Genomic DNA, 26,105 nt, shown 5'->3' on the forward strand with positions numbered 1-26,105 from the left:
CGCGAGCGGTAACTAGGCTTCGTTTGGCGCGGACGGTCGGTCACGGTCGTTCGGGCGGGTCTCGACCGCAGCCTTCGGGTCGCGGTTCGCGGTTCGCGGCTCGCAGCTCGCAGACGGCGGACGGTGGAACGGCGAACGCGACACCTTCTTTCGACCCCCCGTCGTGGGAGGAGACGATGGCCGACGGCTCCTCGCGACGGACGCTCAAACGCCCCGTCCCCGACCGCTGGGTGCAGTACTACCTCGGCAACGGACCCAGCCTCGGGTGGCTCCTCCTCGTCAACGCCTCGGCGTTTTTCCTCGGCGTCAGCTTCTACGTCCACTCCGACCCGTCGCTCGCGGACGTCAGCTCTCTGTTGTACCCCCTGTTCGGCGACTCGCCGACGGCGCTGGCGCTGGCGACGCTCTCGTTCGTCACGCTCGCCCCGCGCGTCGGCCGGCGCGTGACCGACGCGCCGACGAACGACCTGCTCGCCGTCATCCACACGCTGGCGTTCGTCTGGTTGGTGAAGTACGGCGTCTGGACCGCTGTGGCGCTCAACCTCCGCCCGGACCTCTACTTCGGCTTCACGCCGGACCTGCTGTGGGAGTACTGGGGCATCATGCTGACGCACCTGTTCTTCCTCGTCGAGGCGGTGGCCATCCCCTACTACGGGAAAACGACGACGGGCGCGCTGGCGTTGGCGCTGGCGCTGGCACTCGTCAACGACGTGTACGACTACGGCTTCGGCTTTTACCCGCCGCTCCGCTACGAGGCCGGGGCGCTGCTGGCGGGCATTACTATCGCATTATCGTTCGGGTCGGTGGCGCTGGCCGCGTGGATGTTCGACCGAGCGGACGAGGGGGCGTCGGCGGGCGCGACGGCCGAGCGGTGAGGCCGATTCCGGGCCGGCCAGTCAGTAAACCTCATCACGTCCCGTGATTTACCTGTGGTTATGGACTCCGCGGTACTGTTAGACCTACTCGGTAACGAGAACCGGCGGCGCATCCTCCGGTTGCTGTCGCACAAGCCCTGCTACGTCACCGAGATAAGCGAGTACCTCGGAGTGAGTCCGAAGGCGGTCATCGACCACCTGCGGAAACTGGAGGAAGCCGGTCTCATCGACAGCCGAACCGACGACCAGCGACGCAAGTACTTCCGCATCACGCGAAACCTGCGCTTGGAGGTGAACGTCTCCCCGTACGGCTTCGGGGCGAAGAGCGCCTACCCCGCGAGCCCGAACCTCGACATGAGCGGCCGGTGTCCGCATCTCTCCTTCGACATCCCGGCCGAGGACGCGCAGGACCTCGACGAACTCGCGCGAGAACTCGGCCACCTCGACGACTTGGAGAACGAACTCTCCCTCGCGCAACGCTGGGTGCACGGTCGCATCACGAGCGTCCTCGACCGCCTGAACGACCGCATCGGCGCCGACGCCGACAGCCGCTTCCACGCGGAAGCGCTCGCGGCCGTCGCTCGCGGCGAAGGAACCGTCGAGGGCGTCGCGCGCGAACTCAACGCCCCCTACGAGGCCGTCGACGATGCGGTGCACCGACTCGCCGAGCGCGGACTCCTCGTCCGCGAGGAGGGCGAGGGCTGGGTCGTCGCCGGCGGCACCGTGGCGTAGCGGACGAGGCTCAGATTTCCCGCGTCAGTCCGTCGCGCAGGTCCCGGCCGAGGTAGTGGCCGAGGACCGACGCGAGGAGACCCGCGCCCGCCCCGGCGCCGGCGATGGCCGGTCCGTACTGCGCCACGAGGTCGATGGCGAACGGCACGAAAAAGGAGAACATCGTGCTCAGCACCAACAGGAGGCCGGAGACGAGCGCCCCGGCCGCTCCGACTTCGAGGTACCGGCGCTCGCTCGCGAGGAGGCCGACACCGAACCCGACGGCGAGCAGACCGAGGAGACCGCCGAAGAGACCGATGACCGGGATGCCGTTTCCGAGGACTGCGGCGGCGGCCGACGCGAGGAGGACCCCGAGGAACAGTTTCGGCGAGAACACCCCGCCCAGGCGGCCCGACGAGGAGCGCGAATCGGCCTCCGGTGCCGACGCTCCGCCGGTCCACCCGTCGTCGGACTCGGCGTCGAGCGAGAACTCGGCGGCGTCTCGTTCCCTCTCGTCGGTCCGTTGCATGGCTACGAGTGCGCGCGCCGAGGGTATGGGTCTTGCGCCGCCCTCCGACGCTCCCGACGAAAGGGAGATTTCAAGTCCGGTCCGGCGGTACCTCGCGGTATGAACCCAGGGGACCGCGTCCGCGTCGACCGCGCGGGCGTCACGAACGAGGGCGTCCTGATGCCGTCGTCGACGCCGGAGCATCTCGTCGTCAAACTCGACGGCGGTTACAACGTCGGTATCGACCGCGCGGACGCCGAGGTAGACGTGTTGGAGACCGGCGTGTACGACGTCGAGGAGGCCCAGTCGGAGTCGAGCACCTCCGAAATCGCCTTCGACGACGACCTGCCGACCGTCTCGCTCATCTCGACGGGCGGGACCATCGCCTCCACCGTCGACTACCGCACGGGCGCGGTGACCGCACAGTTCGACGCCGAGGACGTACTCCGGGCCGTCCCGGACCTCGCCGGACGGGCGAACTACCGCGGGCGCGTCGTCGCCAACATCCTGTCCGAAAACATGACGCCCGACGTGTGGCGCGACCTCGCCGAGGCCATCGAGGACGAAATCGAGGCCGGCACGGACGGCATCGTCGTCATGCACGGCACCGACACGATGCAGTTCACGGCGGCGGCGATGTCGTTCGTGGTCGACACGCCCGTCCCGGTCGTGTTCACGGGTAGTCAGCGCTCGGCGGACCGTCCCTCCTCGGACAACGTGATGAACGCCGTCTGCGCCGTCGAGGCGGCGACGGCCGACTGCGCGGAGGTGATGGTGTGCATGCACGGCTCCGAGTCCGACGACGTCTGCGCCCTCCACCGCGGCACGCGCGTGCGCAAGAACCACACCTCCCGCCGGGACGCCTTCGAGACGGTCGGCGCGAACCCGCTGGGCGAGGTGGACTACGAGTCCGAGAAAGTCACCTTCCGCCGTGACCACGCCGAACGCGGCGCGACCGAGTTCTCCCTCGCACCGAACCTGAACGAGAACGTCGACCTCCTGAAGTTCACGCCCGGTATGGACCTCGACGCCTACGCCGAGTTCCTCCGCGGGCGGGACCTCGACGGCCTCGTCGTCGAGGGGACCGGCCTCGGCCACGTCCACACCGACTTCGTGCCCGTGCTCGAAGAACTGGTCGAGTCGGGTACCGTCGTGGCGATGACGACCCAGTGCATCGAGGGTCGCGTCTGCGACCGGGTGTACGACACCGGTCGGGACCTCCTCGACGCCGGCGTCGTCGAGGCGGGCGACACCCTACCCGGCACCGCGAAGGTGAAACTCATGTGGGCGCTGGCGAACCTCGCGGACCCCGCCGAGGCGATGGAGCGGTCCCTCGCCGGCGAACTGACGCAGCGGTCGGTACCGTGGGAGTAGCGTTCGACCGTTTCGAGGCTCTTCGCGTCCCTCCGGCGCTCTTCTCGTCCGCCTTCCCCGTGCCACCGCGGCACAACGTTTAGCCGCCGCCGGTCCGAACGGCGGCCGTGAACGCCGAAGCCAACGAACCGAAGCCGACGACGGAGTTCGACGGGTGACGGACGAGATTCGAATCAGGGAGGCCCGACTCGACGACGCCGCGGCGGTCGCCGACTTCACCAGCGACACTTGGAGCGGTCACGGCCGCGAGGACTACCTCCCGCGGGTGTTCGAGGAGTGGGTTCGGGCGAACGACGAGCGGCGACGGACGTTCGTCGCGTGCGACGAGAGCGACGCCGCCGTCGGCCTCAGCCAGATCGTCATGCTCACCGACGACGAGGCGTGGGGACAGGGGCTACGCGTCGCTCCGCGAGTGCGCGACCGGAACGTCGGGTCGAAGCTGAGTCGGGCGGGGTTCGAGTGGGCCCGCGAACGCGGCGCGACCGTCGCTCGGGGGATGGTGTTCAGCTGGAACGTGATGGGGCTGGGTCACGCCCGCGCCAACGGTTTCGACCCCGCGACCGAGTTCCGGTTCGTCCACCCCGAACCGGACGCCGGCGCAGCCCCCGACCTCCCGGTCCACGACGACCCGACGGCCGCGTGGCGCTACTGGACCGACAGCGACGCCCGGTCGCGCCTCCGCGGCCTGGCGATGTCGCCGGTCGAGTCGTGGGCGCTCTCGGAACTCGCCCGCGAGACGCTCCGGGAGGCGGCGAGCGCGGACGGCCTGTTCGTCGTTGACGACGGCGGGACCTGCGGGATGGCGTTCAGGGTGCGGGAGTACGAGACGGGCGGGGAATCGGCAGAGCGGGTGGCGGTCTACGGCGTCGGCGAGTGGGACGACCGCGCCGCCTGTCGGTCGCTCCTCGACGCCGTCGCCCGCGACGCGGGGGCGCGGGGCGTCGACTCAACCCGCCTGCTGGTCCCCGAGACACCCCGCCACGTCAGCGACGTCGCGGAGGTGCGCACCGAAATCGCCGACGGTCCGGACTTCGTGATGGCGGCGGACCTGACCGACGAGTCGCTGGCGAACCCCGAGCAGCGGACGGGGCGTCGGGACGGCCGTCGGTAGTTCGCCGACGGCGGAAGACCGACCGTCGACGCGGGAGGACGGACCGTCCGGCTTCAGAACTCCACCGTCTCCTCGATAGCGGCCGCGATCCGCGGCGGCTGGGGCGGGTAGTAGTCCTCCATCGAGAGCAGCGGGACGGGGACGTCGAAGCCGGTCACCCGTCGGAGCGGCGCTTCGAGGTAGAGGAGGGCGTCCTCCGCCACGGTTGCGGCGACCTCGGCCCCGAACCCGCCCGACTTCGCCGCCTCGTGGACCACCACGCAGCGGCCGGTCTTCCTCACCGACGCGAGCAGCGTCTCGCGGTCGAGCGGCGAAATCGACCGGAGGTCGACTACCTCGGCGTCGACGCCCAGTTTGTCGACGGCTTCCAGGGTCGGGTGCATCATCGCTCCCCACGAGACGACAGTCACGTCGGCTCCCTCCCGGCGAACGGCGGCCTCGCCGAGCGGAACGGTGTGTTCGCCGTCGGGGACCTCCTCGCGGAACGACCGGTACACCCGCTTCGGTTCCATGAAGAGGACGGGATCGGGGTCGCGGATGGCCGAGGTGAGCAATCCCTTGGCGTCGGCGGGCGTCGAGGGGATGGCGACCTTCAGCCCCGGGACGTGGGCGTACGCCGCTTCGAGGCTCTCGGAGTGGTGTTCGAGCGCCCGGACGCCCGCCCCGTACGGCGTCCGCACGACCATCGGCGCGGTGAGTCGTCCGCGGGTTCGCCAGCGGATGCGGCTCGCGTTCGAGACGAGTTGGTCGAACGCCGGCGGGAGGAAGCCGGAGAACTGGATCTCCACAATCGGGCGGTAGCCGTGGGTCGCGAGGCCGACGGCCGCCCCGACGATGGCGATTTCCGACAGCGGCGTGTCGCGCACCCGTTCCTCGCCGAACGCCTCCAACAGACCGTCGGTCGCCCGGAAGACGCCGCCCGAACGGGCGACGTCCTCGCCGAAGACGAGCGTCCGGTCGTCCGCCGCCATCTCGGTGTGGAGCGCGTCGTTGACCGCCTGAACGATGGTTTCGCGGGGCATCGTCACCCGCGCTCCCGCTGGTGGACGTACTCGTCCATCTCCGGATGGTCGTCGAGGAAGTCGCGATACCACTCCATCTGTCGGGCCAGTTCGGGCGTCGGCTCCTCGTAGAGGTGGACAAACATCTCGTCGACGTCGCGGTGCGGGTAGTCGTCGGCGGCCGCGACCGCCTCGTCGAACATCTCGTCGACCTCCTCGCGGACGGCCGCTTCGTCGACGTCGTCGAGCAGGTCGCGGTCCGCGAGGAAGGTGCGGTAGCGGTCGACCGGGTCGCGGGCCGCCCACGACTCGACCTCCTCCTCCTCTCGGTACCGCGTGGGGTCGTCGCTGGTCGTGTGCGCCCCGCGGCGGTAGGTGACGCTCTCGACGAGGACGGGGCGTCCGTCGCGGGCGCGCGCTCGAGCCGTCGACATCGCGTTGTAGACGGCGAGAACGTCGTTGCCGTCGACTCGAACGCCGTCGACGCCGTACGCGAGCGCCTTCTGGGCCACCGTGTCGGCGGCGGTCTGCTCGGAGAACGGGAGGGAGATGGCGTACTGGTTGTTCTGACAGTAGAATACTGCCGGGACCCCAAGGACGCCCGCGAAGTTGACCCCCTCGTGGAACGCCCCGGTCGACGTCGCCCCGTCGCCGAAGTAGCCGACGGCGACCGCGTCGTCTCCGGCCAGTTGCATGCCCCACGCCTTCCCGGTGACCATCGGCATCTGCGACCCGATGGCGATGGCGACGCCGAAGACGTTCGCCCCCTCCATCCGCGAGGCGTCCTCGACGCCGCGCCAGTACAGCAGGAGGTCGCGCATCGACACGCCGTGCATGAGCAGCGCCGCGGCCTCTCGCCCCGCGGGGAAGATCCAGTCGTCGTCCGCGAGGGCGAAGGCGCTCCCGACGATGCTCGCCTCCTGTCCCCGGCCGGAGGCGTACGTTCCCAACTGTCCCCGGCGCTGGAGCTTCGTCGCCCGCTCGTCGAACGTTCGCTGGAGCACCAGCCACCGGTAGAGGTCGCGGAACTGCGCGTCCGTCAGGTCGGGGACGCGCGACGCCTCGACCGTCCCCTCCGCGGTCACGACCTGATGGGTCTCGACCCGCAGGTCGGCCTGCGAGAGGTGTTCGACGCCCGCCGCCGTGTTCACCCGCGGCGGCGGGCGGGACGGGGGCTCACCGTCCATCTACGACCACTCCGGCTCCCGGTCCTCCGCGTATGCGCTGGTCGCTTCCTCGAAGTCCTCGCCCGTCATCGCCTCTGTCTGGAGGTCGAGATAGCGGTCGAGGAAGGCGTCGAAATCCTGGTCGAAACAGGTCAGCATCGCCTGCTTCGAGAGGCGCGCCCCCTGTGAGTTGACCCGCGTGTAGCGGTCGACCAGTTCCTCGAACTCCTCGTGCATTTCGTCCGCCGAGACGAGGTGGTCGACGAGGCCGATTCGTTCGGCCTCCTCGCCGTCGACGTTCTCGCCGAGGATGACCATCCGCTTCGCCCGCCCGAGGCCGATGTACCGGGGGAGACGGAACGTCCCGAGCCCGGGGATGATACTCTCGTTGATGGCCGGGAGGCCCAGTTTCGCGTCGGGCGTGCAGGCGCGGATGTCGCACGAGAGCGCGAGCTGTAAGCCGCCGCCCAGCGCGTAGCCGTGAATCAGACAGAGGACGAGCGGCTCCATCGTCTCGAAGCGACGCAGCGCTCGCTCCCACGGGGGATGGTAGCCCATGTCGATCTCGTCGGCCGAGAGGTCTTTGAGGTCGATGCCAGTACAGAACGCTCGGCCGGCCCCCTCGATGGTGACCAACCGGAGGTCCTGGTCGCTGGCCAGCAACTGGGAGACGGCGTCCAGGTCGCGCACCGCGTCGTAGTGGAAGGCGTTCAGCCGTTGGGTCCGGTCGAGGGTGATCCGGGCGATACTCCCCTCTTTCTCGACGGACAGGTGGTCGAATTCGACGTGCATGGCTGTGGTTCGACTGTTCTAAACGACACGTTTTACCATGAATGTATAGGGTGGTAGCAGGAACTGGAACCGACGTACCGTGTACGAATCCGCGCGCTGGTGTGGGAGACTGTCCGTTAGGGGGGAGAAATCGTCCTCGAAAATCAAAACGCGGGACTGCGCCGCGGACGGCGTCTCAGCCGAGGGAGACGACCCTCAGTCCGAGGCGGCGACTCGTGTCCCGCCCTCGCCGGCGTCGACGCCGGCCATACCGAGGACGTCGTCGAAGAAGTCAAGCGAGTCGTTGGGACCGGGGTGGGCCTCGGGGTGGTACTGACGGGTGATGACGTTCAGGTCGTCGTTCTCCAGTCCTTCGGCGGTGTCGTCGTTGACGTTGACCTGCGTGACGTTCAGGTCTCCGGGTTCGTCGACGGTGTAGCCGTGGTTCTGGGTGGTCATGACGACCTTGCCGGTGTTCAGGTCGCGGACGGGTTGGTTGACGCCGCGGTGGCCGAACGCCATCTTTTCGGTGGTGCCGCCGAGGGCGCGCGCGATGACCTGCTGGCCGAGGCAGATGCCCGCGAGGGGAACCTCGCCGACGAACTCCTCGACGAGCGCCTGTGCCTGCGTGAAGTTCGCCGGGTCGCCCGGCCCGTTCGAGAGGAACAGCACGTCAGGGTCGAGTTCCTCGACCGTCTCGGCGTCGGTGTCGTGCGGCAGGACGTGGACGTCGGCGCCGCGTGCGGTCAGCGAGTCGACGATGGACATCTTCGCGCCGCAGTCGATGAGCGCGACGTCCGTTTTGCCACCTCCCTCGTAGGTTTCGTGCTCGACGGTGCTGACCTGCGCGCCGATTTCGGTGTGCTCGCTCATGCCCTTGCACTGCGCGAGTTCCTCCTTCGCGTCCTCGGGCGTCGCGTCGTCACCGACGGCGATACCGCACTTCATCGCACCCTCCTCGCGCACGGCGGTCACGAGGTCGCGGGTGTCGATGTGGTCGATGGCGGGCACGTCTTCCGATTCGAACCACTCGACGACGTCCTCGGTGAACTCGCGGGCGATGGCGGCGCGGGGGTGAATCCGGTCGGACTCGAACCGCTCCTCTCGGACGCCGTAGTTTCCGATGAGGGGGTACGAGAAGGTGAGGACCTGCTCCTCGTAGGAGGGGTCTGTGAGACTCTCTTCGTATCCCGTGTACGCGGTCGTGAACACCAGTTCGCCACGTGTGCGTCCCGGAGCGCGACCGCGCGCTTCGATGACGCGGCCGTCCTCCAGAGCCAAGTAGGCGTCCGACATTACGAGAAACACACGGAAGCCGGGTCTATAAATGTTGCTTTCGAAGCTGAGTTACGAATTTCGTAATCGGTAAGTCCGTGCGGGCGGCAGTGGAGACATGGACGAGTTGGACCGACGGATTCTCGACATCCTCCGGCGGGACGCGCGGACCCCGTACACAGAGATAGCCGAGCAGGTCGAAACGTCCGAGGGGACGGTGCGAAACCGGGTCGAACGCCTGATGAGCGACGGCGTCATCGAGCGATTCACCGTCTCCACCCGCACGGGCAACATCAAAGCGATGATCGAGGTGTCGGTCAAGGTGGACGTCGACACGACGAAGATTTCCGAACTGATGGCCGAGTGGGACGAGGTGGACTTCGTCTGGCAGGTATCGGGCGAGGAAGACGTGGTGCTCGTCGTCGACGCCGCGGACACGCGCGCGGTGAACGAACTCATCACGCAAGCCCGCGAACTCGACGAGGTCAAGAGCACGAAGACGCGGCTGATTCTCGACGAGCGACTCGGACGCAGTCCGTAGCGGCAGAACAGTTGTCGAGCCGTCAGTTCTAGCGTCTCGCCGCTACTGCGGACTCGACCCGCCGTCCATCGCGCCCTTCGCGTGGTGGATGCGGGTGTACGCCCGGTCGAGTTCCTCCTCGAACCGGTTGAGGTTCACCACGGCCTCCGTCTCGCCCGAACGGATGGCGTCGGCGACGGCGGCGGGCGTGAGTTCGTCGGCGTCAATGAGCGTGTACGCCCGTCCGATCTCGAACGGGTAGTGCGCGTCGCTGCCGCCGGTCAACGGCAGGTCGAGTCGTTCCGCGAGTTCACGCGTCTGGACCACGTGCTCGGGGTTCTTTCCGTTCAGTTCGACGGCGTCGAAGTCGGCCTCGGTGTCCCGGAGGCTGCTGTTGCGGTAGGGGTGGGCGACGACGGCCGCACAGCCCCGGTCGTGCGCCTCGTCGACGACCTCTGCGGGCGTCAACTCCCCCGCTCGCGTCCGACTCGGCGGGTCGGGGCCGACGACGAGGAGGTGTCCCATCGTCGTCGACACCTCGATACCCGGAATCGTCGGAAACCGCCGCTGTGAGGCGTAGGCGTAGTCGTGGTTCGTTACGGCGACGGCGTCCAGTCCGCGCAGGCGGCCCGCGATAGCGGACAGCGAGAGACCGACCGGGTCGAAGCGCGTCGGCCGGCCGGGCGACCAGTGGAAGAACCGAGAGTGGGTGTGAAGGTCGACGGCGAACACGACCCGTTCGAGGGGGCGGTACGACTTTGTTCTTCTGCCCCGGAGCACCGGCCGTGACCGACCGAATCCTCGTGTTCAACCCGCGGAGCGGCGACGGCAAACGAAGCGCCTGCGCGCGGGCGATAGCCGAGGAGCGCGGCTACGACGTGCGGGAGAGCAGGGAGAAGGGAGACACGCTCGAACTCGCGCGCGAGGCGGCCCGCGAGGGAGCGTCGGTTATCGCGGCCGCGGGCGGCGACGGCACGCTGAACGAAGTCGTCCGAGGGGTCGACGCGGAGGGGGGACTCGACGAGACGACGCTCGGCGTCGTTCCCTGCGGGACGGGCAACGACTTCGCCGACAACGTGGGCGTCCGCGGCGTCGAACACGCCTTCGACGTGCTCAAAAACGGACGCCGCCGGGGGCTGGACCTCGGGAGCGTCCGCTGGACCGCCGAGGAGTCGGCCGACTCGCTGGCCGGGACGCCCGCGCGCCCGTTCTTGAACTCCTGCGCCTGCGGACTCACAGCCGAGGCCAGCGCCGGGGCGACCCGCGAGGCGAAGCGCCGACTCGGCGTTCTCGCCTACGTGCTCTCGACGCTCCAGCGCACGCGGACGTTCCAGGGGTTACAGTTGGACGTCCGTGCCGGGCCGCAGAACGACCCCGTCTGGACGGGCGAGGCGCTGATGCTCCTCGTCGGCAACGGCCGCCGGTTCCCCGGCGAGCGGATGCGGCAGGCGAACATGGAGGACGGCCTGCTGAACGTCGTCGTCGTTCGGAACCGGCCGGCCCTAAACTATCTCACCGAGGGGGCGGCCGACCGACTCCTGCGCCGGGGAGCCTCGCATCTCACGCGCCTGAAGGTCGACCATCTCGAAGTCGACGCCAGCGTCCCGCGGCAGTTCAGTCTCGACGGCGAGTTCGTCGAGGGGCGGCACCTGCGGGCCGACGCTCGCCCCGGCGCGGTGCGGTTCGCTGTCGGCGAGGGGTACGACCCGTCGCCGGTCGACCCGACTCGACCCGGCCGACCCGACGACGCCTGAACCCGAACCAAGCCCCCCTCGGCCGCCGCGCATCGAAGACTCCTTGACCCACCTCTCCCTTGGTCCACGGTATGAGTACGGACGAGGGGGCCAGTTCCGCCGCGGACGCCGCGGAGGAGGGCGAACTCCACAAGAACGCCGCACAGGACGTCATCGCCGTCGACGCCGACGACAACGAGCAGGGGCTGGTCAACCGTCTCGACGCCCACACCGGGGACGGGACGCGGCACCGCGCGTTCACCTGTCTCGTCTTCGACGGGGAGGGGCGCCTGCTTCTCGCACAGCGCGCGCCGAACAAGCGTCTGTGGGACACCTCCTGGGACGGCACCGTCGCCTCTCACCCGGTGGAGGGGCAAAGTCAGGTCGACGCGACGGCGCAGCGTCTCGAAGAGGAACTCGGAATCAGCCCCGACCAGTACGGCGACCTGCGCGTGACGGACAAGTTCGAGTACAAGCGCTACTACGAGAACGCCGGCTTGGAGTGGGAGGTCTGTGCCGTCCTCAAGGTGACGCTGGAGGATACAACGCTGGACCCCGACGAGGAGGAGATAGCCGGCCTGCTGTGGGTGGACTACGAACACCTCCACGAGCACCCGCAGTGGTATCGACAACTCCGTCTGTGCCCGTGGTTCGAGATAGCGATGCGCCGTGACTTCGACGAGGAACCCGCCGACGAACCGAGTCAGCCTCGCAACTGACGCGCGAGCCGCGATTCTCGCCCGCGCTCGCGACGGCGCGTCAGGCTCGGTCCCGCGCGAGGTGTGCGGCGTCCTCGCGGGTCACCGGGCCGACGAGTCGAGCGGTGCCGACGTCGTCGAGAGAGCCGACCCGGTACCGAACGTCGCCGCCGACCCCCGGACGGAGTACGAACTCGACCCGGCGACGACGGTGGAGACCATCGACGCCCTCGAAGCCGAGGGGCTGGACGTCGTCGGCTTCTACCACAGTCATCCCGAGAGCGACCCGACTCCGAGTCCGACGGACGAGGCGCGGGCGGGGTGGGTCGGCTACGTCTACCTCCTCTGTCACCCGGACGGCCGCCTGAACGCCTACCGCTGGACCGGCGAGCGGTTCGAGGAACTCCGGGTCGCGCGGCGCGGGTGAGTCGGCGCCGACCGAGAACGCAACCCCCTTGCGGCGCCGGTCCCTCTCCCGACGCGATGAGTGAGGACGTTCCGGACCCCGACGTGTACGACTCCCTGGAGGGACAGGTCGCCCTCGTCACGGGCGCGAACCGCGGCCTCGGCCGCGAGATAGCCGAACAACTGCACGACCTGGGCGCGACGGTGTTCGCCGCGACGCGGAGCATCACCCACGAGATACCCGACGAGTGGACCCATCTCCTCGTCGACGTGACGCAGGAGGGCGACGTCTCGCAGGCCGCCGACGACGTCTTCTCCGCCGCGGGCCGCCTCGATATCGTCGTCAACAACGCGGGCGTCTCCGGCGGCGACGGGGACATCGTCGCGGAGTCGACCGACGACATCGACCGCACGCTGTCGACGAACCTCCGCGGGCCGATGCTCGTCTGCAAGCACACCGTTCCCCTCCTCCTGCAGGACGAAGGCGGGCGCGTCGTCAACGTCTCCTCGGGGATGGGGGCGCTGAACGAGGAGCAGTCGGGCGGGTCGCCCGCCTACCGCGTCTCGAAGTCGGGACTCAACGGACTCACGAGGTACCTCGACGGCGAGTACGGCGACGAGGGCCTCATCGCCAACGCCGTCTGTCCGGGGTGGGTGCGAACCGACATGGGCGGCGAGGAGGCCAATCGGTCGATAGAACGCGGCGCGGAGACGCCCGTGTGGCTCTCGCGGTTCGAGACCGGAGCGCCGTCGGGGTACTTCTGGCGCGACAAGGAAGTCATCGACTGGTAACCGAATCAGGTCACTCCGCCGCCGCGCGTCTCGTAGCGTTCGTACTCTCCTTCGTCCAGAATTTCCCGGAACGCGTCGACGACGTCGTACACCTCCTCGAAGCCGACGTAGTACGGCGAGGGACAGATTCGAACCACGTTCGGCGGTCGGAAGTCGGCGACGACGCCGCGTTCTTTCAGCGCCTCCGAGATGCGATACGCCTCGGGGTGTTCGACGGCGACGTGGCCGCCGCGGCGCGACGCCTCGCGGGGCGTTCCCACCTCGCAGTCGCGGAGTCGGTCGTCGACGAGGGCGACGAGGAAGTCGGTGAGCGCCAGCGACTTCTCGCGGAGAGCGTCGATGCCGGCGTCCTCGGTCACGTCGAGGGCGCCGTCGAGGGGCGCGGCCGAGAGAATCGGCGGCGTGCCTATCTGGAACGCGCCCGCGGAGTCGGCCGGCGTGTAGGTGTGTCGCATCTCGAACTGCGTCTCCTTCTCGTGACCCCACCACCCCGCGAGGGTCGGCGTGACGCCGAAGTGGCGCTCGTTGACGTACAGTCCCGCGAGCGCGCCGGGACCGGCGTTGAGATACTTGTAGTGACACCAGACGGCGAAATCGACCCCGTGTTCGGAGAGGTCGTGCGGCACGACGCCGACGGAGTGCGCGAGGTCGAATCCGGCGAGGGCGCCCGCGTCGTGGGCCGCGCGGGTGATGCGCTCGACGTCAAGCAGTTGCCCGCTGCGGTACAGCACCGAGGGGAGAAAGACCATCCCCACGTCGTCGTCGACGGCGGCGACGATATCGTCCTCCTCAATCGTTCTCCCGTCGCGACTCTCGACCACCCGGAGACACTCGTCGGGGTCGCGGCCCGCCGCCCGGAGTTGCGCGCGAATCGCGTAGTGGTCGGTCGGGAAATCGAGGCTGTTCACGACGATTTTCTCCCCGCGGTCGGGGTCGTAGAACGTCCCGACCAGGGTGTGGATGTTCACCGTCGTCGAGTTGCCGACGACGACTTCCTCCTCCGCGGCGCCGACGAGGGGGGCGAGTCGGGCGCCGAGGCGTTCGCCGTAGGTGAACCACTCGGGGTCGGCGTCCGTCCACCCGCGGACGGCGAGCGTCTTCCACTCTTCGACCGCTCGGTCGAGGGCCGCCGCCGCGTCCGCGGAGCAGAGTCCCAGCGAGTTGCCGTCCACGTACGCCTCGTCCTCGGGGAGGAAGAAGCGCTCTCGGAGGTCCGACAGCGGGTCCGCGCGGTCGAGTTCGCGGGCGTCGGCGCGCGTCGGCGGGCCGGCGGCGTCTGCGTCGTCCATGCCGCCCGGTTCGTCCGCCGTCGCAAAGACCTTCGCCTCCCGTCACCCCCCGTTCGCCGCCGTCCGGTCGGTTTTTTCCGCGCGCCGCGCGGCCCTCGGGTATGGAGCGACGCGCCCCCGAGGTGGACCCGCAGGTCCGAGACGCGGTGGAGCGATTCGAGCGCGAGGGACTGCCGCCGTGGCACGCGCTGTCGGTCGAGAGCGCCCGGACCGTCGAGGACGAGGCGTTCGCGGCGACGGACCCGCCGGCGGTCGAACGGGTCGGGGAGTTCTCGATAGCGGGGCCGCGCGGACCGGTTCCGCTCCGGACGTACCACCCCGCACCCGAGGAGACCCGAGGGGTTCTCGTCTTCTACCACGGCGGCGGGTGGACCCTCGGAACCCTCGACTCCGCGGCCGGCATCTGCCGCCGACTCGCCGACCGGTCGGGGCGACTCGTCGTCAGCGTCGACTACCGCCTCGCGCCCGAACACCCGTTTCCGGAACCGCTGGACGACGCCGTCGCCGCCTACGAGTGGGTCCGCGGGCACGCCGGGTCGCTCGGCGGCGACCCCGAGAGCGTCGTCGTCGGGGGAACGAGCGCCGGCGGCAACCTCGCCGCCGCCGTCTCCCTCCGCGCCGCCGCCGAGAGTGAGGGGGTGCGAGAGGTTCCGACGCCGGCGGGGCAACTCCTCCTCTACCCGATTCTCGCGCAGACGTTCGACACCGACTCCTACGAAGAAAACGCCGACGGACCGCTGCTCTCGCGGGCCGACATGGCGTGGTTCCGCGGCCACTACCTCCGGAGCGACGTCGACCGGTACAACCCGTTCGCCGCGCCGGTTCGCGCGGACGAGGAACGCCTCGCCGAGACGCCGCCGGCGTGCGTCGTGACGGGCGGGTTCGACCCCCTGCGGGACGAGGGGACGCGCTACGCCGCGCGACTTCGGGAGGCGGGCGTCGCCGTCGTCCACCAACACTACCCCGCGATGGCCCACGGTTTCCTCAGCCTCGCCGCGGACGTCGACGCCGCCGACGAGGCGTTCGACCGGGTCGCAGAACGGCTCGCGGAGTTCGATAGTAGCGTTCGCAACTGATTAGATTGCTCACTCGATGCGCCGGACGCCGACCCACGAGAGGGCGGCGCGGACGAAGAGATAGGAGACGAGGAGCGCCGCGAGAAGCATCGTCGGCGCCGAGAGCAGTTGCGCGGTCCGGTAGGGGAGCGCGATGCGCGAGAGGCCGAGAATCACGAAACTCAGGAGGATGAGTCCGAACGCGAGGAACGCGAGCCTCACGAAGTCGGAGCGGTTCACGGGTCGCTCACTCCTCCGCGCGCCGCGCCAACTCCTCGTAGGCCGCCCACGACGAGTCGACGTCCGGATGGGGAACCGACTCGCCGTCGACGACGACGCCGGAACCCTCGCGCACCGTCCCGGCGACGCCGACGGGCGTGCCCTCGGATTCGAGCGCCGAGACGACCCGGTCGGTCGCATCGGGGTCGACGGCGAGCACGAGCGTTCCGCCCGTCGTCGCCGTCCACGGGTCGATGTCCAGGTAGTCGCACACCTCGCGGACGCTCGGTCGGAACGGGATGGCGTCGGTGGCGACGTCGAGGCGGACGCCCGCGCCGTCGGCGACTTCGTTGAGCGCCCCGAACAGGCCGCACTCCGTCGCGTCGTGCATGGCGTGGACGCCGCCGGCGGCCGCGGCGGCCATCGCGTCGCGGACGCAGTCGGTCTCGTCCACCTGCGACTGCGCCGCAGAGAGCGTCCCGGGCGGGAGGTCGAACTGCTCGGGAAACAGCGTCGTGAGCAGTCCCGTCGCCTCCACGGCCGGTCCCTTCGTGACCAGTACGTCGTCGCCGACGCGGGCGCCGTCCGGGCGGACGACGTCCGACGGGTCGCCGACGGCGAGGGCGGTGGCGCCCCCGACCCACGGGAACGAGCACTCGGCGTAGCGGGCGGTGTGACCGGCGACGATGCTGACGCCCAGCGCCTCGGCCTCCTCGTGCATCGCGGTCCACAACTCCCCGAACGCCTCGTCGGAGAACTCGGACGGGAGCGTGAACGAGACGGCGAGGTGCGACGGCGGCAGCCCCGAGACGGCGACGTCCGCGAGGACGAAGTCGAGGGCGAACCGGCCGGCGCGGGCGAGGCCGAGACCCGGCAGGACGGAGACGGGGTCGGTGGCGACGGCGACGGCCGTGCCGTCGAGGTTCAGGAGGCCGAAGTCGACGCCGTGGGTCGGGCCGACGGCGACGTCGTCGCGGTCGGCGCCGAGGTTCGAGAAGACGTACCGGTCGAAGAACGCTCGGTCGGCCTTTCCGAGGTCGGTCATATCGGAAAGACAGCGGCGTGCGGTTTCAACGTGCCGTTGGAGCGCAGGAGCAGCCGTAACATATAGGGTACGATGTTTCCTCGGTACGACCAATTCGATGCCCTTCGGATGCGGACCGGGCGCCTCGGTTCCCGGCGCTTCGACGAACAGTCGGAGACGACGGCCCCGGGCGCCGCCCATCGACGGTAGTGTTCGACCGCACCCGCTCACGGGGGAGACACCGTGAGCGACGACGGGACCATCTCGGAAATCGGCCCCGCCGCCGAGGAGCGCAGCGACGACGACTACCGAAAACTCATCGAACGGGTCGTCGACGCGGCGGTCGTCCTCCTCGACGCCGACGGCGACGTGACCACGTGGAACGCGAGCGCTCGCCGACTCACGGGGTACGACCGGACGAGCGCCCGCGGGGCCGACTTCGACGTCGTCCTCAATGCCGACATCCCGGCGACCACGCTGCTCGAAGAGGCCGACGCGGCGGGTCGGGTCGAAGTCGACTGCGTCGCCCACGACGCCGACGGCGAGGCGTACGACGCCCACGTCGCGGTCACGTCGCTCGAACCCGACGAGAGCGCTCCTGGGATACCGATGTCGCCGAGCGTGACCGACGACGAGGGCTACGCCACCGTCGTCCGCGACGTGACCGACTACCGCTCGGAGACGCGGTCGCTCGAACGGCGCAACGAGCGGCTGACGGCCTTCGCGAGCAGCGTCTCCCACGACCTCCGGAACCCCTTGAGCGCCGCCCTCGCGCAACTCGACGTCGCCCGCGCGCGCTATCCCGACGAGACGCACCCCCACCTCGACACCGCCTACCAGTCGCTCCTCCGGATGAACGACCGCATCGACGAGGCGCTGACGCTCGCTCGGGAGGGTGCCCGCGGCGTCGAGCGGACGCCGGTTTCGCTCCGGGAGACCGCAGAGCGGGCGTGGCGGGTGGCCGGTCCCGAAAGGGGGACGCTGCGGTTCGACGACCCGCCGGAGACGGTGTCGGCCGACGAGGAGGGGCTCTGTCGACTCTTCGAGAACCTCTTCGACAACGCCGAGACGCACGCCGGCGACGACGCGGCGGTCGAAATCGGCGGCACCGGCGAGGGGTTCTACGTCGCGGACGACGGCCCCGGCATCGCGCCGGACCGCCGCGACTCGGTGTTCGAGTACGGCGTCACCGGCAGCGCAGACGGCACCGGGCTCGGTCTCGCCATCGTCACCGCCGTCGCCGACGCGCACGATTGGCGGGTCGGCGTCGACGAGAGCGAGACGGGCGGCGCGCGCTTCGACGTCGTCTTCGACCGCGCGGCGAACCGGTAGCCGGGAACCGGTCGTCGAAATCGACGGTCGCGAGCGCCGCCGCTCGGAGCGGAGAAAAGCTCCCGGTCGCACGGGGCGCGACCGGTCGGCTCATGAAGGAGACGCGAACGAGGTAGTATCGTGCGGGGTCATCCAGTCCCGGGAACGCGACCTCGGTTCCGCCTCGACTGTACGTATTTCGTCATGGGTTAAGTAAGTCGCTAAGTCGACTCGGTGATGGTATATAGACTCACGCACGTCTGCGGCGGTCCCGACCGAATCACTCCGGGTGCGACCGGAAGTGGTCGGTGAGTTCGCGGCGAACGCGGACGGGTTCTTCGTGTTGAATCCAGTGGGTCGCCTCGTCGAGGACGACGAGGTGGCTCCGCTCGCAGTACTCGACGCTCTCCAAGGCGAGCGAGCGGGTGAGGAAGGCGTCTTTCGCCCCCCACAGCACGAGCGTCGGCACCTCGACGCGTTCGGTCCGCGGGCGGGGATTCGTCCGGGCGATGGCGCGGTACCAGTTGAGCATCGACCGGTAGGCCCCCGGTTGCGACCACGCCGCGCGGTAGCAGTCGAAGTCGGCGGCGTTGAACGTGCCCGGTTGGCTGGTCCGACGCATCATGTCGCAGACGCCGCGGTACCCGCCGACGCTCGCCAGCGCCTCGGGGAGTTTCGGCAGTTGGAAGAACAGGACGTACCAGCTTTTGAACCGCTGCTCCCAGTCGTTTCTGAGCGCCCGGCGGAACGCCGTCGGGTGGGGGACGTTCGCCGCCGACAGCGTCCGGACGCGCTCGGGGTGGTGGAGGCTCATCCACCACGCGACGAAGGCGCCCCAGTCGTGGCCGACGAGGTGCGCCGCAGAGAGGTCGAGGGCGTCGAGGAGTCCGAGCACGTCGCCCGTGAGTTCCTCCGGCCGGTAGGCGGAGACGGCCTCGGGTTTCCCGCTCAGGTGGTAGCCGCGCTGGTCGGGGACGACGACGCGGTAGCCCTCGTTCGCGAGCGGTTCGACGTACTCGTGCCAGCCGTACCAGAACTCGGGGAAGCCGTGGAGGAGCACGACCGGTTCGCCGTCTTCCGGACCGGCGGTGACGACGTGCAGGTCCACGTCGCCGACGTCGACGAACGTCGACTCGCCGCGCAGTCCCAGCACCTCAGGCGTGACGCCGCCGTCGACGGCGGAGTCTGTCGATTCCATGGGCGAGGTACGGCGTGCGCAGGGAAATACTCTCCCGCGGTGCGGGGGTATCGGGTCGGGTCCCGCCGCGGTTCACTTCCGGCCGAACAGTCGCTCGCGGAGCGAACGCGTGCGCGCCCGTTCGGCCAGGAGCACCGAGCAGTCCACCTCGTTGAGGACGTCGAGGACGAGCGTCCCGCGGACGAGGCGGGAGAGCAAGCCGCGTTCGGTGGCGCCGATGACGAGCATCGTCGCGTCCCGCGCGTGGCGTTCGATACACGCCTCCACGTCGTCGGACTCCTCGACGATGAGTTCGGCGTCGGAGAGGCCGTGGCCCTCGGCCCACTCGCTGAGGAACCGTTCGCCCTCGGCGGCGTCGTCGGCGACGTGGAGGAGAGCGACCGTCGAGTCGTACCGGTCGCGGAGCGTCGCCGCGACGGCCGCCGAGAGGTCCGAGTCCGGGCCGCCGGCCGTCGGCACCAGGATGCGCGAGGCGTCGAACCCCCTGTCGCGCAGGACGAGGAAGTCGCAGGGGAGCGAACTGGCGAGTTCGTCGATGGCCGACTCGGCGCGTCCGGGGGCGCCGTGGGAGTCCGGACCCCACCCCATGACGGTGACGTCGGCGTCGTACGTCCGCGCCGCGTCGAACACCTCCTCGAACGAGCGGTGCGAGAGGATGGTGTGCGTCTCTATCGGGACGTCGAACGTCTCGGCGTTGTCGCGGGCGCGTTCGAGGATTTCGTGCGCCTCCGCGAAGTCCCCGCGTTCGCGGGCGGATTCGAGCGCCGTCTGGTCGGGTACCTGCTCGATGTGGACGGCGACGACGGTGCCGTCGCGGGCCTTCGCGAGGGCGCTGGCGAGCGTGATGAGGTCCGTCTCGTTCGCCGGATTCGCGAGGGGGACCATCACGCGGTAGGTGCCGCCGTCGGGTTGGACCGAGGAGGCGGCCGAGACGGCGGCGTCGGGGACCTCCTCGCGGCGGCTCAGGATGTACTGTCCGAGGATACCCTGCTTCGTGGCCCGCGAACGGGCGTAACCGAGGTACCACACCGCCGCGAACACCGTGAAGCCGACGGCGAGGAGGATGACGTCGCTCGCGAAGAAGTAGATGAGCGCGAACGAGGTTATCATTCCGAGAATCGGGGTGAAGGGGTAGAGCGGAACCGTGTAGTCCGGTTGGTACTCCTTGGGGTCCGCCGTCCGCATCACGATGAGCGCGATGTTGAGCAGGCCGTAGATGATGAGGTGGAGGACGCTCCCGGCGGTCGCGAGCGTCTCCACGTCGGCTAGCAGGATGAACGCGAAGATGAACCCGCCCGTGATGGCGATAGAGCGGTAGGGCGTCCCGAACCGCGGGTGAATTTCGTTGAGTTCCGTGCTGACGATCTGGTCTCGCCCCATCGCGAAGTTGATGCGCGAGGAGGCGAGGATGGAGGCGTTGGCGCTGGAGGCGGTCGCGAGGAGGCCGCCGAACAGCATCGCGGCGGCGCCGACCGGTCCGATGAGCATCCGCGCCACGTCGACGACGGCGGTGTCGTTGTTGGCGACGACGCTGTTCGGAACCGCCGCGAGGACGGTCACGAGGACCAGCGCGTACACCGTCGTGACGATGAGGACGCTCCCGATGACGGCCCGCGGGAGGTTCTTGCCCGGTTCCTGAATCTCTTCGGCGACCGACGTGATCTGGACGAAGCCGAGATACGAGACGAACACCAGACCCGTCACCGGAAGCAGCGGGGAGATGCCCTTGTCCGGCGGGACGATGGGTCGGAGCGACGAGAGGTCCGCGCTCATCGCGCCGAACGCCGTGAACACGGCGAGGATGGCGACCAGGGTGACGACGATGTAGTTCTGGAGTTTGCCCGTCTCCTTCGCGCCGACGTAGTTGACGAAGACGAACAGCGCCGCGCCCGCGAGGGCGACGAGTTTCACCGCCGATATCGTGACGAACCCGAGCGACAGGTCGGGGACGGGCAGGAACGTCGTGACGTACTGCCCGAACCCGGTCATGTAGAACGCCGAGGCGAACGCCAGCCCCATCCAGTTGGCCCATCCGGCGACGCTGCCGAAGAGGGGGCCGAGGGCGTGGTTGACGTAGTAGTACGCTCCGCCGGACTTCGGCATCGCCGTGCCGAGTTCGGAGGCCGAGAGCGCGGTCAACAGGGCGATGCCACCGCCGAGAACGAACGCCGCGGCGGCGAGGGGGCCGGCCTGCGCGACGGCGGGACCGGGCAGCACGAAGATGCCCGCGCCGATCATCGTCCCGACGCCGATGGTCAGGGCGGCGAGGGGGCCGAGGTCCTTCGCGAGTTCTTCGTCGCCGCCGCTCACGCCCCGTCACCTCCGCGCGGCGCGGGCGCGAGTCGCTGGAAACGACCGCCGTTCACGTGTCGGGGCCCTCCTCGCGTACGTCCGGGAGAACGACCACCGGCAGGTCGCTCTCGGTCACGAGCGATTCGCGGACGTCGCCCGAGAAGAGGTCCCACCACTTGCTGCCGCCGCGCGGGGTGAACGCGATGCACGTCGCGTCCGCGTCGTGCGCGGCGTCGACGATGGTCTCGGCGACGTCGGTGCCGTAGCGGAGTTCGGTCTCCGCGTCGACGCCGGCGTCCGCGGCCGCCGCTTCGAGGTGCTCGAACATCTCGGCGGCGAGTTCCTCGCGCTGTTCGACGGAGGCCTTGTCGGGCGCGCCGCCGGCCTTCTCGATGACGTGGACGAACACCGCCCGGCCGCCGACGGCGGCGACGCGCGGGAGGAGTGCGCTGGCGGTCGCCGCGGCGTCGTCCGCCCCCGCGACGGGGACGAGCGGTCGGGCGAACAGGGAGGGTGTGGCGGGTGCGGCGGGGTCGTCTCCGGTCGCGGGGTCCTCAACCATGCTGACCACCGCCGTCGGCGCCGCTCGCGGGGCGGCCGAGCGCCGTCGATGGAGATGAAGGAGACGGGAACACTCCCGAGTCATCGCCGCCGAGGCGGAATCCTCCGGGCGTTCGGTTCGGTTCGCTCGGACGGGGCGTGCGTGAACGGGTGTGCCGTACGGTCATAGTTGAGACGTTCTCCCGCATCGACTTTAGGGGTTCGCAAACCGCTGGCGCCCCGACGCCCCGCCCGAACGCTTCGAGACCCGCCGATTCAGACGGCGGCGACCCACGCGCGGTAGTCGTCGTCGCGGCCGTACACCTCGCGGAAGGCCCGGTCGACGAACGCCGCGAGGCGGTTCGCGTCCGACCGCGCGGTGACGCGGAGGTTCGTCCCCTCGGACTCCTCGGGCGACTCCATCCGGTCGATGCGGAACTCGGGGAACTCCGAGAGCAGCGACTTCGCGCGTTCGAGTTCCTCGTCGGTCACGTCCAGGTTGAACGTCCCGTCGGCGAACTGCACCCACGGCGCGGGCGCGTCCTCGCCGTCTACCTCGGGGTTGGCGTCGACTTCGACGGTGAAGAACGGACTCGCGCGCTCGCGGTGGGCGGTCACCGCCTCGGCGAACAGCTTTCGTCGCTCCGTCGGGTCGGCGGCGTCGAATCTGGTCATGGGGGACGTACGTCGCCGTCCGTAGAAAAACGGTCGGGCGACGGGGTCGCGGCGTTCACAGGAGCGTCACCACGGCGAACAGGGCGAGGACGGAGACGACGACGAGCGAGACGGACAGCACCGCCACCGGCGCGAGGCCGGCCTCGCGCATCGCGCCGAGGCGGACGTCGAGTCCGAGGCCGGCGAACGCGAGGGCGAACAGGGCGTCGCTCGTCGTTTCGAGGACGGCGAGCACCGCCGGGGAGAGCAACCCGGCGTTCGCGGCGAGGGCGACGAACGCGAACCCGGCGAGGAAGTTCGGCACGCCGTTCAGCAGCGACCGCACGCCCGACTCCGCGGAGGGGTCGGCGTAGCGGAACGCGTACCAGAGGGCGACGACGCCGAGCAGCGAGTTCCGCGCCAGTTTCGTCACCGTCGCCCACTGTCCGGCCGCGGCCGAGTGGGCGAACCCCGCGGCGGTGACCGGGCCGGTGCTGTACATGCTCAGTCCGGCCCAGACGCCGAACTGCCGGGCGGAGAGGTTCAGCAGGTCGCCGGCGACGGGGAACGCGAGCAGCGTCACCGCGTCGAACAGCAGGATGGCGGCGACGACGTGCGCCAGCGACTCCCCGTCGGCGTCGATGGTGCCCGCGATGGCCGTCGCGGCGGAGACGCCGCAGACGCTGGCGCCCGCGGCGAGCAGCGACGCCGTCTTGTGCTGCAGGTTGAACAGCCGCCGGGCGAGCGACTCAACGAACGCGACGCCGAAGACGACGGCCGCGACGGCGAGGCCGAGCACGACGGGACCGGTCGCGACGAGTTCGGCGAACGCGACGCGCGCGCCGAGCAGGACGATGCCGGCTTCGAGGAGGACGCCGCGGAACCGAACCCCGTCGGCGGCCCGTTCGGGAAGGCCGACGGTGTTCGCGACGAGCGCACCGAACGCGACGGCGAGGAGGAGCGCGTTCAGGCCGGGTACCGCGCCGGCGACGAGGAAGGCGAGGCCGGCCAGCGCCGCGAGGAGGAGGAGCCCCGGAACGGCGGCGGCGGTCGGAAACGTCGCGTTCGGCATCTGTCCGGACGTCGTTCGCGCGGGACCCTGACTGTGTTGATTCGGGCGCTCGCTCGGCGCCCGCCCGGGGGCGCGCGGAACGCGAAAGGACGGACGCTTTCTTCAACGTTATACCGACGGCCCGGGATGGGTCGAACATGGGTACGCACATCCTGCTGCTCGGCGCCCCCGGCGCCGGGAAGGGAACGCAATCGAAGCGACTCGCCGACGAGTTCGACCTCGAACACGTGACGACCGGCGACGCCCTCCGGGCGAACAAGGAGATGGACATCAGCCACCTCGACTTCGAGTACGACACGCCGCGGGAGTACATGGACGCGGGCGAACTCGTCCCGGACGACGTGGTCAACGAAATCGTGAAGACCGCGCTACAGGATTCGGACGGTTACGTTCTGGACGGCTACCCGCGGAACCTCGACCAGGCCGAGTACCTCTCGGAGATAACCGACCTCGACGTCGTCGTCTACCTCGACGTGAGCGAGGAGGAACTCGTCGACCGACTCACGGGCCGCCGAATCTGTCCCGACTGCGGCGCGAACTACCACGTCGAGTTCGCCCCGCCCGAGGAGGCGGGCGTCTGCGACGAGTGCGGGTCGCCGCTCGTCCAGCGGGAAGACGACACCGAGGAAACGGTCCGCGAGCGCCTGAGCGTCTACCACGAGAACACCGAACCCGTCGTCGACCACTACCGCGAGGAGGGCGTCCTCGAAGAGGTGGACGGCGAGCAGACCCCCGACGAGGTGTTCGAGGACGTGGCGGCCGTCGTCGAAGACGCGTAGACGGGCCGCAGAGGCGACGGTGCGGCTTCCGAAACGCGGATTTTCTCGCCGGGCCAGACGCAGACGGAGAGTAAAAGCTTGATAACCGGTGAGTAACTACTCTCTCGGCAATGGCACGAATCGAAGCGAAGGTGCGGGACCTCGTCTCCTCGGACCCGGAGATGCGGAGCGCCGTCAAGACCGTCCTCGAACGGTCCGACGGCGGCGACGTCCGGTGGGTCGACGTGAAAGGAGACATCACGAGCGGCCACTGGGGTCGCCTCATCGAGAAGGGCGTCCTCGTCGACGGCGACGAGGGCTTCGAACTCGCCGACCCCGAGGCGACGCGCGCCGGCCTGGAAGAGGCCTCGGCGTCGTCGGGGTCGAGTTCGGCGTCGACGTCCTCCTCGGTCGATATCGACGACGAGGACTCCTCGTGGTCGAAGTACGACAAGATGGCGGCTGTGGTCACGGTGGGCCTGTTCGCCGCCTACGGCTGGAAGCCCCTCCGCGACGTCATCGGCACCGCGATGGACGTCTTCCTCGGACCGCTGACGGAACTGCTCCCGTTCTACGCGGTCATCATGGTCATCGCGCTGGCGACGGGGCTGTACTCGACGCTGCTGCAGGCGAACCTCATGAACATGGAGAAGATGGGTGCCTACCAAGAGCGGATGAAGGACATCCAGAAGCGGCAGAAGGAGGCCCGCGAGGCGGGCGACGACGAGGCGCTTGACGCCATCCAGGAGGAGCAGATGGAGGCGATGGGCGACCAGTTGGGGATGTTCAAAGAGCAGTTCCGCCCGATGGTGTGGATCATGTTCATCACCATCCCGGCGTTCCTCTGGATGTACTGGGCCATCGGCGTCGGCGGCGGCGCCGAGGCGCAGGTCACGATGGGGAACATCGTCCTGCCGCTGGTCGGCGAGGTGGCGTGGACCGAGGGCGTCCTCGGCCCGATGCAGGCGTGGATCATCTGGTACTTCCTCTGCTCGATGGGGTTCACCCAGATCATCCGAAAGAGTCTCAATATCGACATCTCGCCGTCGGCGTCGTAATCGGAGTCGGAGTCGGGCCCGCACCGCTCGATTCGTCCGACGCGGCGTTCGACACGGGGCGACACACCCGTCGGCAAAGACAACCTCTTTTAGCGGGACCGTCCGAGAGTCTCTATGTTGCTCACCGTCTCCGGTCCGCCGGGCGCCGGAAAAAGTACGACCGCCGAAACGCTCGCCGAGGCGTTCGACCTCGAACACATCTCCGGCGGCGACATCTTTCGTCAACTCGCCGCCGAACGGGGAATGACGGCGGTCGAGTTCAACAAACTCGCCGAGAAGGACGGACAGATCGACCGCGATTTGGACCGCCGCCTCCGGAGCATCGCCGTCGAACGCGACGACGTGCTGTTGGAGTCGCGGCTCGCCGGGTGGTTGGCCGGCGACGCCGCCGACGTTCGCCTGTGGTTGGACGCGCCGCTGGACGTCCGCGCCACCCGCATCGCCGACCGGGAGGGGAAGTCGGTCGAACGCGCCCGCGAGGAGACGGCCGCGCGCGCCCAGAGCGAGGCGCTTCGCTACAAGGAGTACTACAACATCGACATCACCAACCTCGCTATCTACGACGTGACGCTCAACACCGCCCGGTGGAGCCAAGAGGACGTCCCGGATATCCTGAAAGCCGCCGTCGACGCCTACGACCCCGAGGACGACGAGGGGAAGTTCCCCGTCGAGGGTGTCGAGTACGACTTCTGACC

General features: G+C 69.3%; 28 protein-coding genes. 14 read left to right on the top strand and 14 right to left on the bottom strand.

Features of this window, described 5'->3' with window-relative positions:
- Positions 1-176 precede the first annotated feature (176 nt).
- Both NDI76_RS11940 and NDI76_RS11945 read left to right on the top strand, forming a co-directional pair.
- Positions 177-875 carry a DUF1405 domain-containing protein gene (locus NDI76_RS11940; protein WP_310924306.1) on the top strand — a complete coding sequence of 233 codons (699 nt, stop codon included), beginning with the start codon at positions 177-179 and terminating at the stop codon, positions 873-875.
- Between the two features lie 60 nt (positions 876-935).
- On the top strand, positions 936-1,607 hold the full coding sequence (locus NDI76_RS11945) for an ArsR family transcriptional regulator (RefSeq protein WP_310924307.1): 672 nt from the start codon (positions 936-938) through the stop codon (positions 1,605-1,607).
- A 10-nt stretch (positions 1,608-1,617) separates the two neighbouring features.
- Here NDI76_RS11945 and NDI76_RS11950 read toward each other — a convergent pair whose 3' ends face one another.
- Positions 1,618-2,115, bottom strand: coding sequence for a hypothetical protein (locus NDI76_RS11950; protein WP_310924308.1), 498 nt, complete (start codon positions 2,113-2,115; stop codon positions 1,618-1,620).
- Between the two features lie 99 nt (positions 2,116-2,214).
- Between NDI76_RS11950 and gatD the strand changes: the two genes are divergently transcribed.
- Both gatD and NDI76_RS11960 read left to right on the top strand, forming a co-directional pair.
- Complete coding sequence (gene gatD, locus NDI76_RS11955; RefSeq protein ID WP_310924309.1) at positions 2,215-3,468, top strand: Glu-tRNA(Gln) amidotransferase subunit GatD; 1,254 nt, start codon at positions 2,215-2,217, stop codon at positions 3,466-3,468.
- A 154-nt stretch (positions 3,469-3,622) separates the two neighbouring features.
- Positions 3,623-4,579 (top strand): GNAT family N-acetyltransferase, encoded by a 957-nt coding sequence (locus NDI76_RS11960; RefSeq protein ID WP_310924310.1) that lies wholly within the window; start codon positions 3,623-3,625, stop codon positions 4,577-4,579.
- 53 nt (positions 4,580-4,632) lie between these two features.
- On the opposite strand, the gene NDI76_RS11965 is transcribed toward NDI76_RS11960, so the two are convergent.
- From NDI76_RS11965 to carA, 4 genes are all read right to left on the bottom strand, one after another.
- Positions 4,633-5,601 carry an alpha-ketoacid dehydrogenase subunit beta gene (locus tag NDI76_RS11965; protein ID WP_310924311.1) on the bottom strand — a complete coding sequence of 323 codons (969 nt, stop codon included), beginning with the start codon at positions 5,599-5,601 and terminating at the stop codon, positions 4,633-4,635.
- A gap of 2 nt (positions 5,602-5,603) precedes the next feature.
- Positions 5,604-6,767, bottom strand: coding sequence for a pyruvate dehydrogenase (acetyl-transferring) E1 component subunit alpha (gene pdhA / locus NDI76_RS11970; RefSeq protein WP_310924312.1), 1,164 nt, complete (start codon positions 6,765-6,767; stop codon positions 5,604-5,606).
- Positions 6,768-7,538 (bottom strand): enoyl-CoA hydratase/isomerase family protein, encoded by a 771-nt coding sequence (locus tag NDI76_RS11975; protein WP_310924313.1) that lies wholly within the window; start codon positions 7,536-7,538, stop codon positions 6,768-6,770.
- Positions 7,539-7,733: 195 nt separating this feature from the next.
- Positions 7,734-8,813, bottom strand: a complete 1,080-nt coding sequence (carA, locus tag NDI76_RS11980; RefSeq protein ID WP_310924314.1) for a glutamine-hydrolyzing carbamoyl-phosphate synthase small subunit — start codon at positions 8,811-8,813, stop codon at positions 7,734-7,736.
- A gap of 97 nt (positions 8,814-8,910) precedes the next feature.
- Between carA and NDI76_RS11985 the strand changes: the two genes are divergently transcribed.
- A complete protein-coding gene (locus tag NDI76_RS11985) occupies positions 8,911-9,333 on the top strand; it encodes an Lrp/AsnC family transcriptional regulator (RefSeq protein ID WP_310924315.1) in 423 nt (140 codons plus the stop codon).
- Positions 9,334-9,375: 42 nt separating this feature from the next.
- Here NDI76_RS11985 and NDI76_RS11990 read toward each other — a convergent pair whose 3' ends face one another.
- Positions 9,376-10,044 (bottom strand): PHP-associated domain-containing protein, encoded by a 669-nt coding sequence (locus tag NDI76_RS11990; RefSeq protein ID WP_310924316.1) that lies wholly within the window; start codon positions 10,042-10,044, stop codon positions 9,376-9,378.
- A gap of 53 nt (positions 10,045-10,097) precedes the next feature.
- On the opposite strand from NDI76_RS11990, the gene NDI76_RS11995 reads away from it, so the two are divergent.
- The 4 genes from NDI76_RS11995 (at position 10,098) to NDI76_RS12010 (ending at position 12,940) form a co-directional block, all read left to right on the top strand.
- Positions 10,098-11,066, top strand: coding sequence for a diacylglycerol/lipid kinase family protein (locus NDI76_RS11995; RefSeq protein ID WP_310924317.1), 969 nt, complete (start codon positions 10,098-10,100; stop codon positions 11,064-11,066).
- A 71-nt stretch (positions 11,067-11,137) separates the two neighbouring features.
- Positions 11,138-11,764: an NUDIX hydrolase gene (locus NDI76_RS12000; protein ID WP_310924318.1), complete on the top strand. Its 627-nt coding sequence runs from the start codon at positions 11,138-11,140 to the stop codon at positions 11,762-11,764.
- On the top strand, positions 11,715-12,170 hold the full coding sequence (locus tag NDI76_RS12005; RefSeq protein ID WP_425498361.1) for a desampylase: 456 nt from the start codon (positions 11,715-11,717) through the stop codon (positions 12,168-12,170). The genes NDI76_RS12000 and NDI76_RS12005 overlap by 50 nt, the downstream gene beginning before the upstream one ends.
- 56 nt (positions 12,171-12,226) lie before the next feature.
- Entirely contained in the window at positions 12,227-12,940 is a 714-nt protein-coding gene (locus tag NDI76_RS12010) for an SDR family NAD(P)-dependent oxidoreductase (protein ID WP_310924319.1), read from the top strand.
- A gap of 5 nt (positions 12,941-12,945) precedes the next feature.
- Here the strand turns inward: NDI76_RS12010 and kynU are convergent, their stop codons facing one another.
- Positions 12,946-14,229 carry a kynureninase gene (kynU, locus tag NDI76_RS12015; protein ID WP_310924320.1) on the bottom strand — a complete coding sequence of 428 codons (1,284 nt, stop codon included), beginning with the start codon at positions 14,227-14,229 and terminating at the stop codon, positions 12,946-12,948.
- 101 nt (positions 14,230-14,330) lie between these two features.
- Between kynU and NDI76_RS12020 the strand changes: the two genes are divergently transcribed.
- The gene (locus tag NDI76_RS12020) at positions 14,331-15,305 is read left to right on the top strand and encodes an alpha/beta hydrolase (protein WP_310924322.1); all 975 of its coding nucleotides are present in this window, start codon (positions 14,331-14,333) and stop codon (positions 15,303-15,305) included.
- Between the two features lie 9 nt (positions 15,306-15,314).
- Here the strand turns inward: NDI76_RS12020 and NDI76_RS12025 are convergent, their stop codons facing one another.
- Positions 15,315-15,524, bottom strand: a complete 210-nt coding sequence (locus NDI76_RS12025; RefSeq protein ID WP_310924323.1) for a hypothetical protein — start codon at positions 15,522-15,524, stop codon at positions 15,315-15,317.
- 7 nt (positions 15,525-15,531) lie between these two features.
- Entirely contained in the window at positions 15,532-16,548 is a 1,017-nt protein-coding gene (locus NDI76_RS12030; protein WP_310924324.1) for an AIR synthase-related protein, read from the bottom strand.
- 222 nt (positions 16,549-16,770) lie between these two features.
- Between NDI76_RS12030 and NDI76_RS12035 the strand changes: the two genes are divergently transcribed.
- The gene (locus NDI76_RS12035; protein WP_310924325.1) at positions 16,771-17,859 is read left to right on the top strand and encodes a PAS domain-containing sensor histidine kinase; all 1,089 of its coding nucleotides are present in this window, start codon (positions 16,771-16,773) and stop codon (positions 17,857-17,859) included.
- A 259-nt stretch (positions 17,860-18,118) separates the two neighbouring features.
- Here the strand turns inward: NDI76_RS12035 and NDI76_RS12040 are convergent, their stop codons facing one another.
- The 5 genes from NDI76_RS12040 to NDI76_RS12060 form a co-directional block, all read right to left on the bottom strand.
- Positions 18,119-19,036, bottom strand: a complete 918-nt coding sequence (locus NDI76_RS12040) for an alpha/beta fold hydrolase (protein WP_310924326.1) — start codon at positions 19,034-19,036, stop codon at positions 18,119-18,121.
- Positions 19,037-19,108: 72 nt separating this feature from the next.
- Positions 19,109-21,346, bottom strand: coding sequence for an amino acid permease (locus tag NDI76_RS12045; RefSeq protein WP_310924327.1), 2,238 nt, complete (start codon positions 21,344-21,346; stop codon positions 19,109-19,111).
- 52 nt (positions 21,347-21,398) lie between these two features.
- Positions 21,399-21,890, bottom strand: coding sequence for a universal stress protein (locus NDI76_RS12050; RefSeq protein ID WP_310924328.1), 492 nt, complete (start codon positions 21,888-21,890; stop codon positions 21,399-21,401).
- Between the two features lie 254 nt (positions 21,891-22,144).
- Positions 22,145-22,543 (bottom strand): DUF7975 family protein, encoded by a 399-nt coding sequence (locus NDI76_RS12055; protein ID WP_310924329.1) that lies wholly within the window; start codon positions 22,541-22,543, stop codon positions 22,145-22,147.
- Positions 22,544-22,598: 55 nt separating this feature from the next.
- The gene (locus tag NDI76_RS12060; protein ID WP_310924330.1) at positions 22,599-23,594 is read right to left on the bottom strand and encodes a YeiH family protein; all 996 of its coding nucleotides are present in this window, start codon (positions 23,592-23,594) and stop codon (positions 22,599-22,601) included.
- 137 nt (positions 23,595-23,731) lie between these two features.
- Between NDI76_RS12060 and NDI76_RS12065 the strand changes: the two genes are divergently transcribed.
- The 3 genes from NDI76_RS12065 to cmk all read left to right on the top strand — a co-directional run bounded on the left by NDI76_RS12065 (position 23,732) and on the right by cmk (position 26,103).
- On the top strand, positions 23,732-24,373 hold the full coding sequence (locus tag NDI76_RS12065; RefSeq protein WP_310924331.1) for an adenylate kinase: 642 nt from the start codon (positions 23,732-23,734) through the stop codon (positions 24,371-24,373).
- Between the two features lie 110 nt (positions 24,374-24,483).
- Positions 24,484-25,410, top strand: coding sequence for a DUF106 domain-containing protein (locus NDI76_RS12070; protein WP_310924332.1), 927 nt, complete (start codon positions 24,484-24,486; stop codon positions 25,408-25,410).
- Between the two features lie 114 nt (positions 25,411-25,524).
- A complete protein-coding gene (gene cmk / locus NDI76_RS12075; RefSeq protein ID WP_310924333.1) occupies positions 25,525-26,103 on the top strand; it encodes a (d)CMP kinase in 579 nt (192 codons plus the stop codon).
- The last annotated feature ends 2 nt before the right edge of the window (positions 26,104-26,105 follow it).

The organism is Halogeometricum sp. S1BR25-6 (assembly GCF_031624495.1).
Lineage (GTDB): Archaea > Halobacteriota > Halobacteria > Halobacteriales > Haloferacaceae > Halogeometricum > Halogeometricum salsisoli.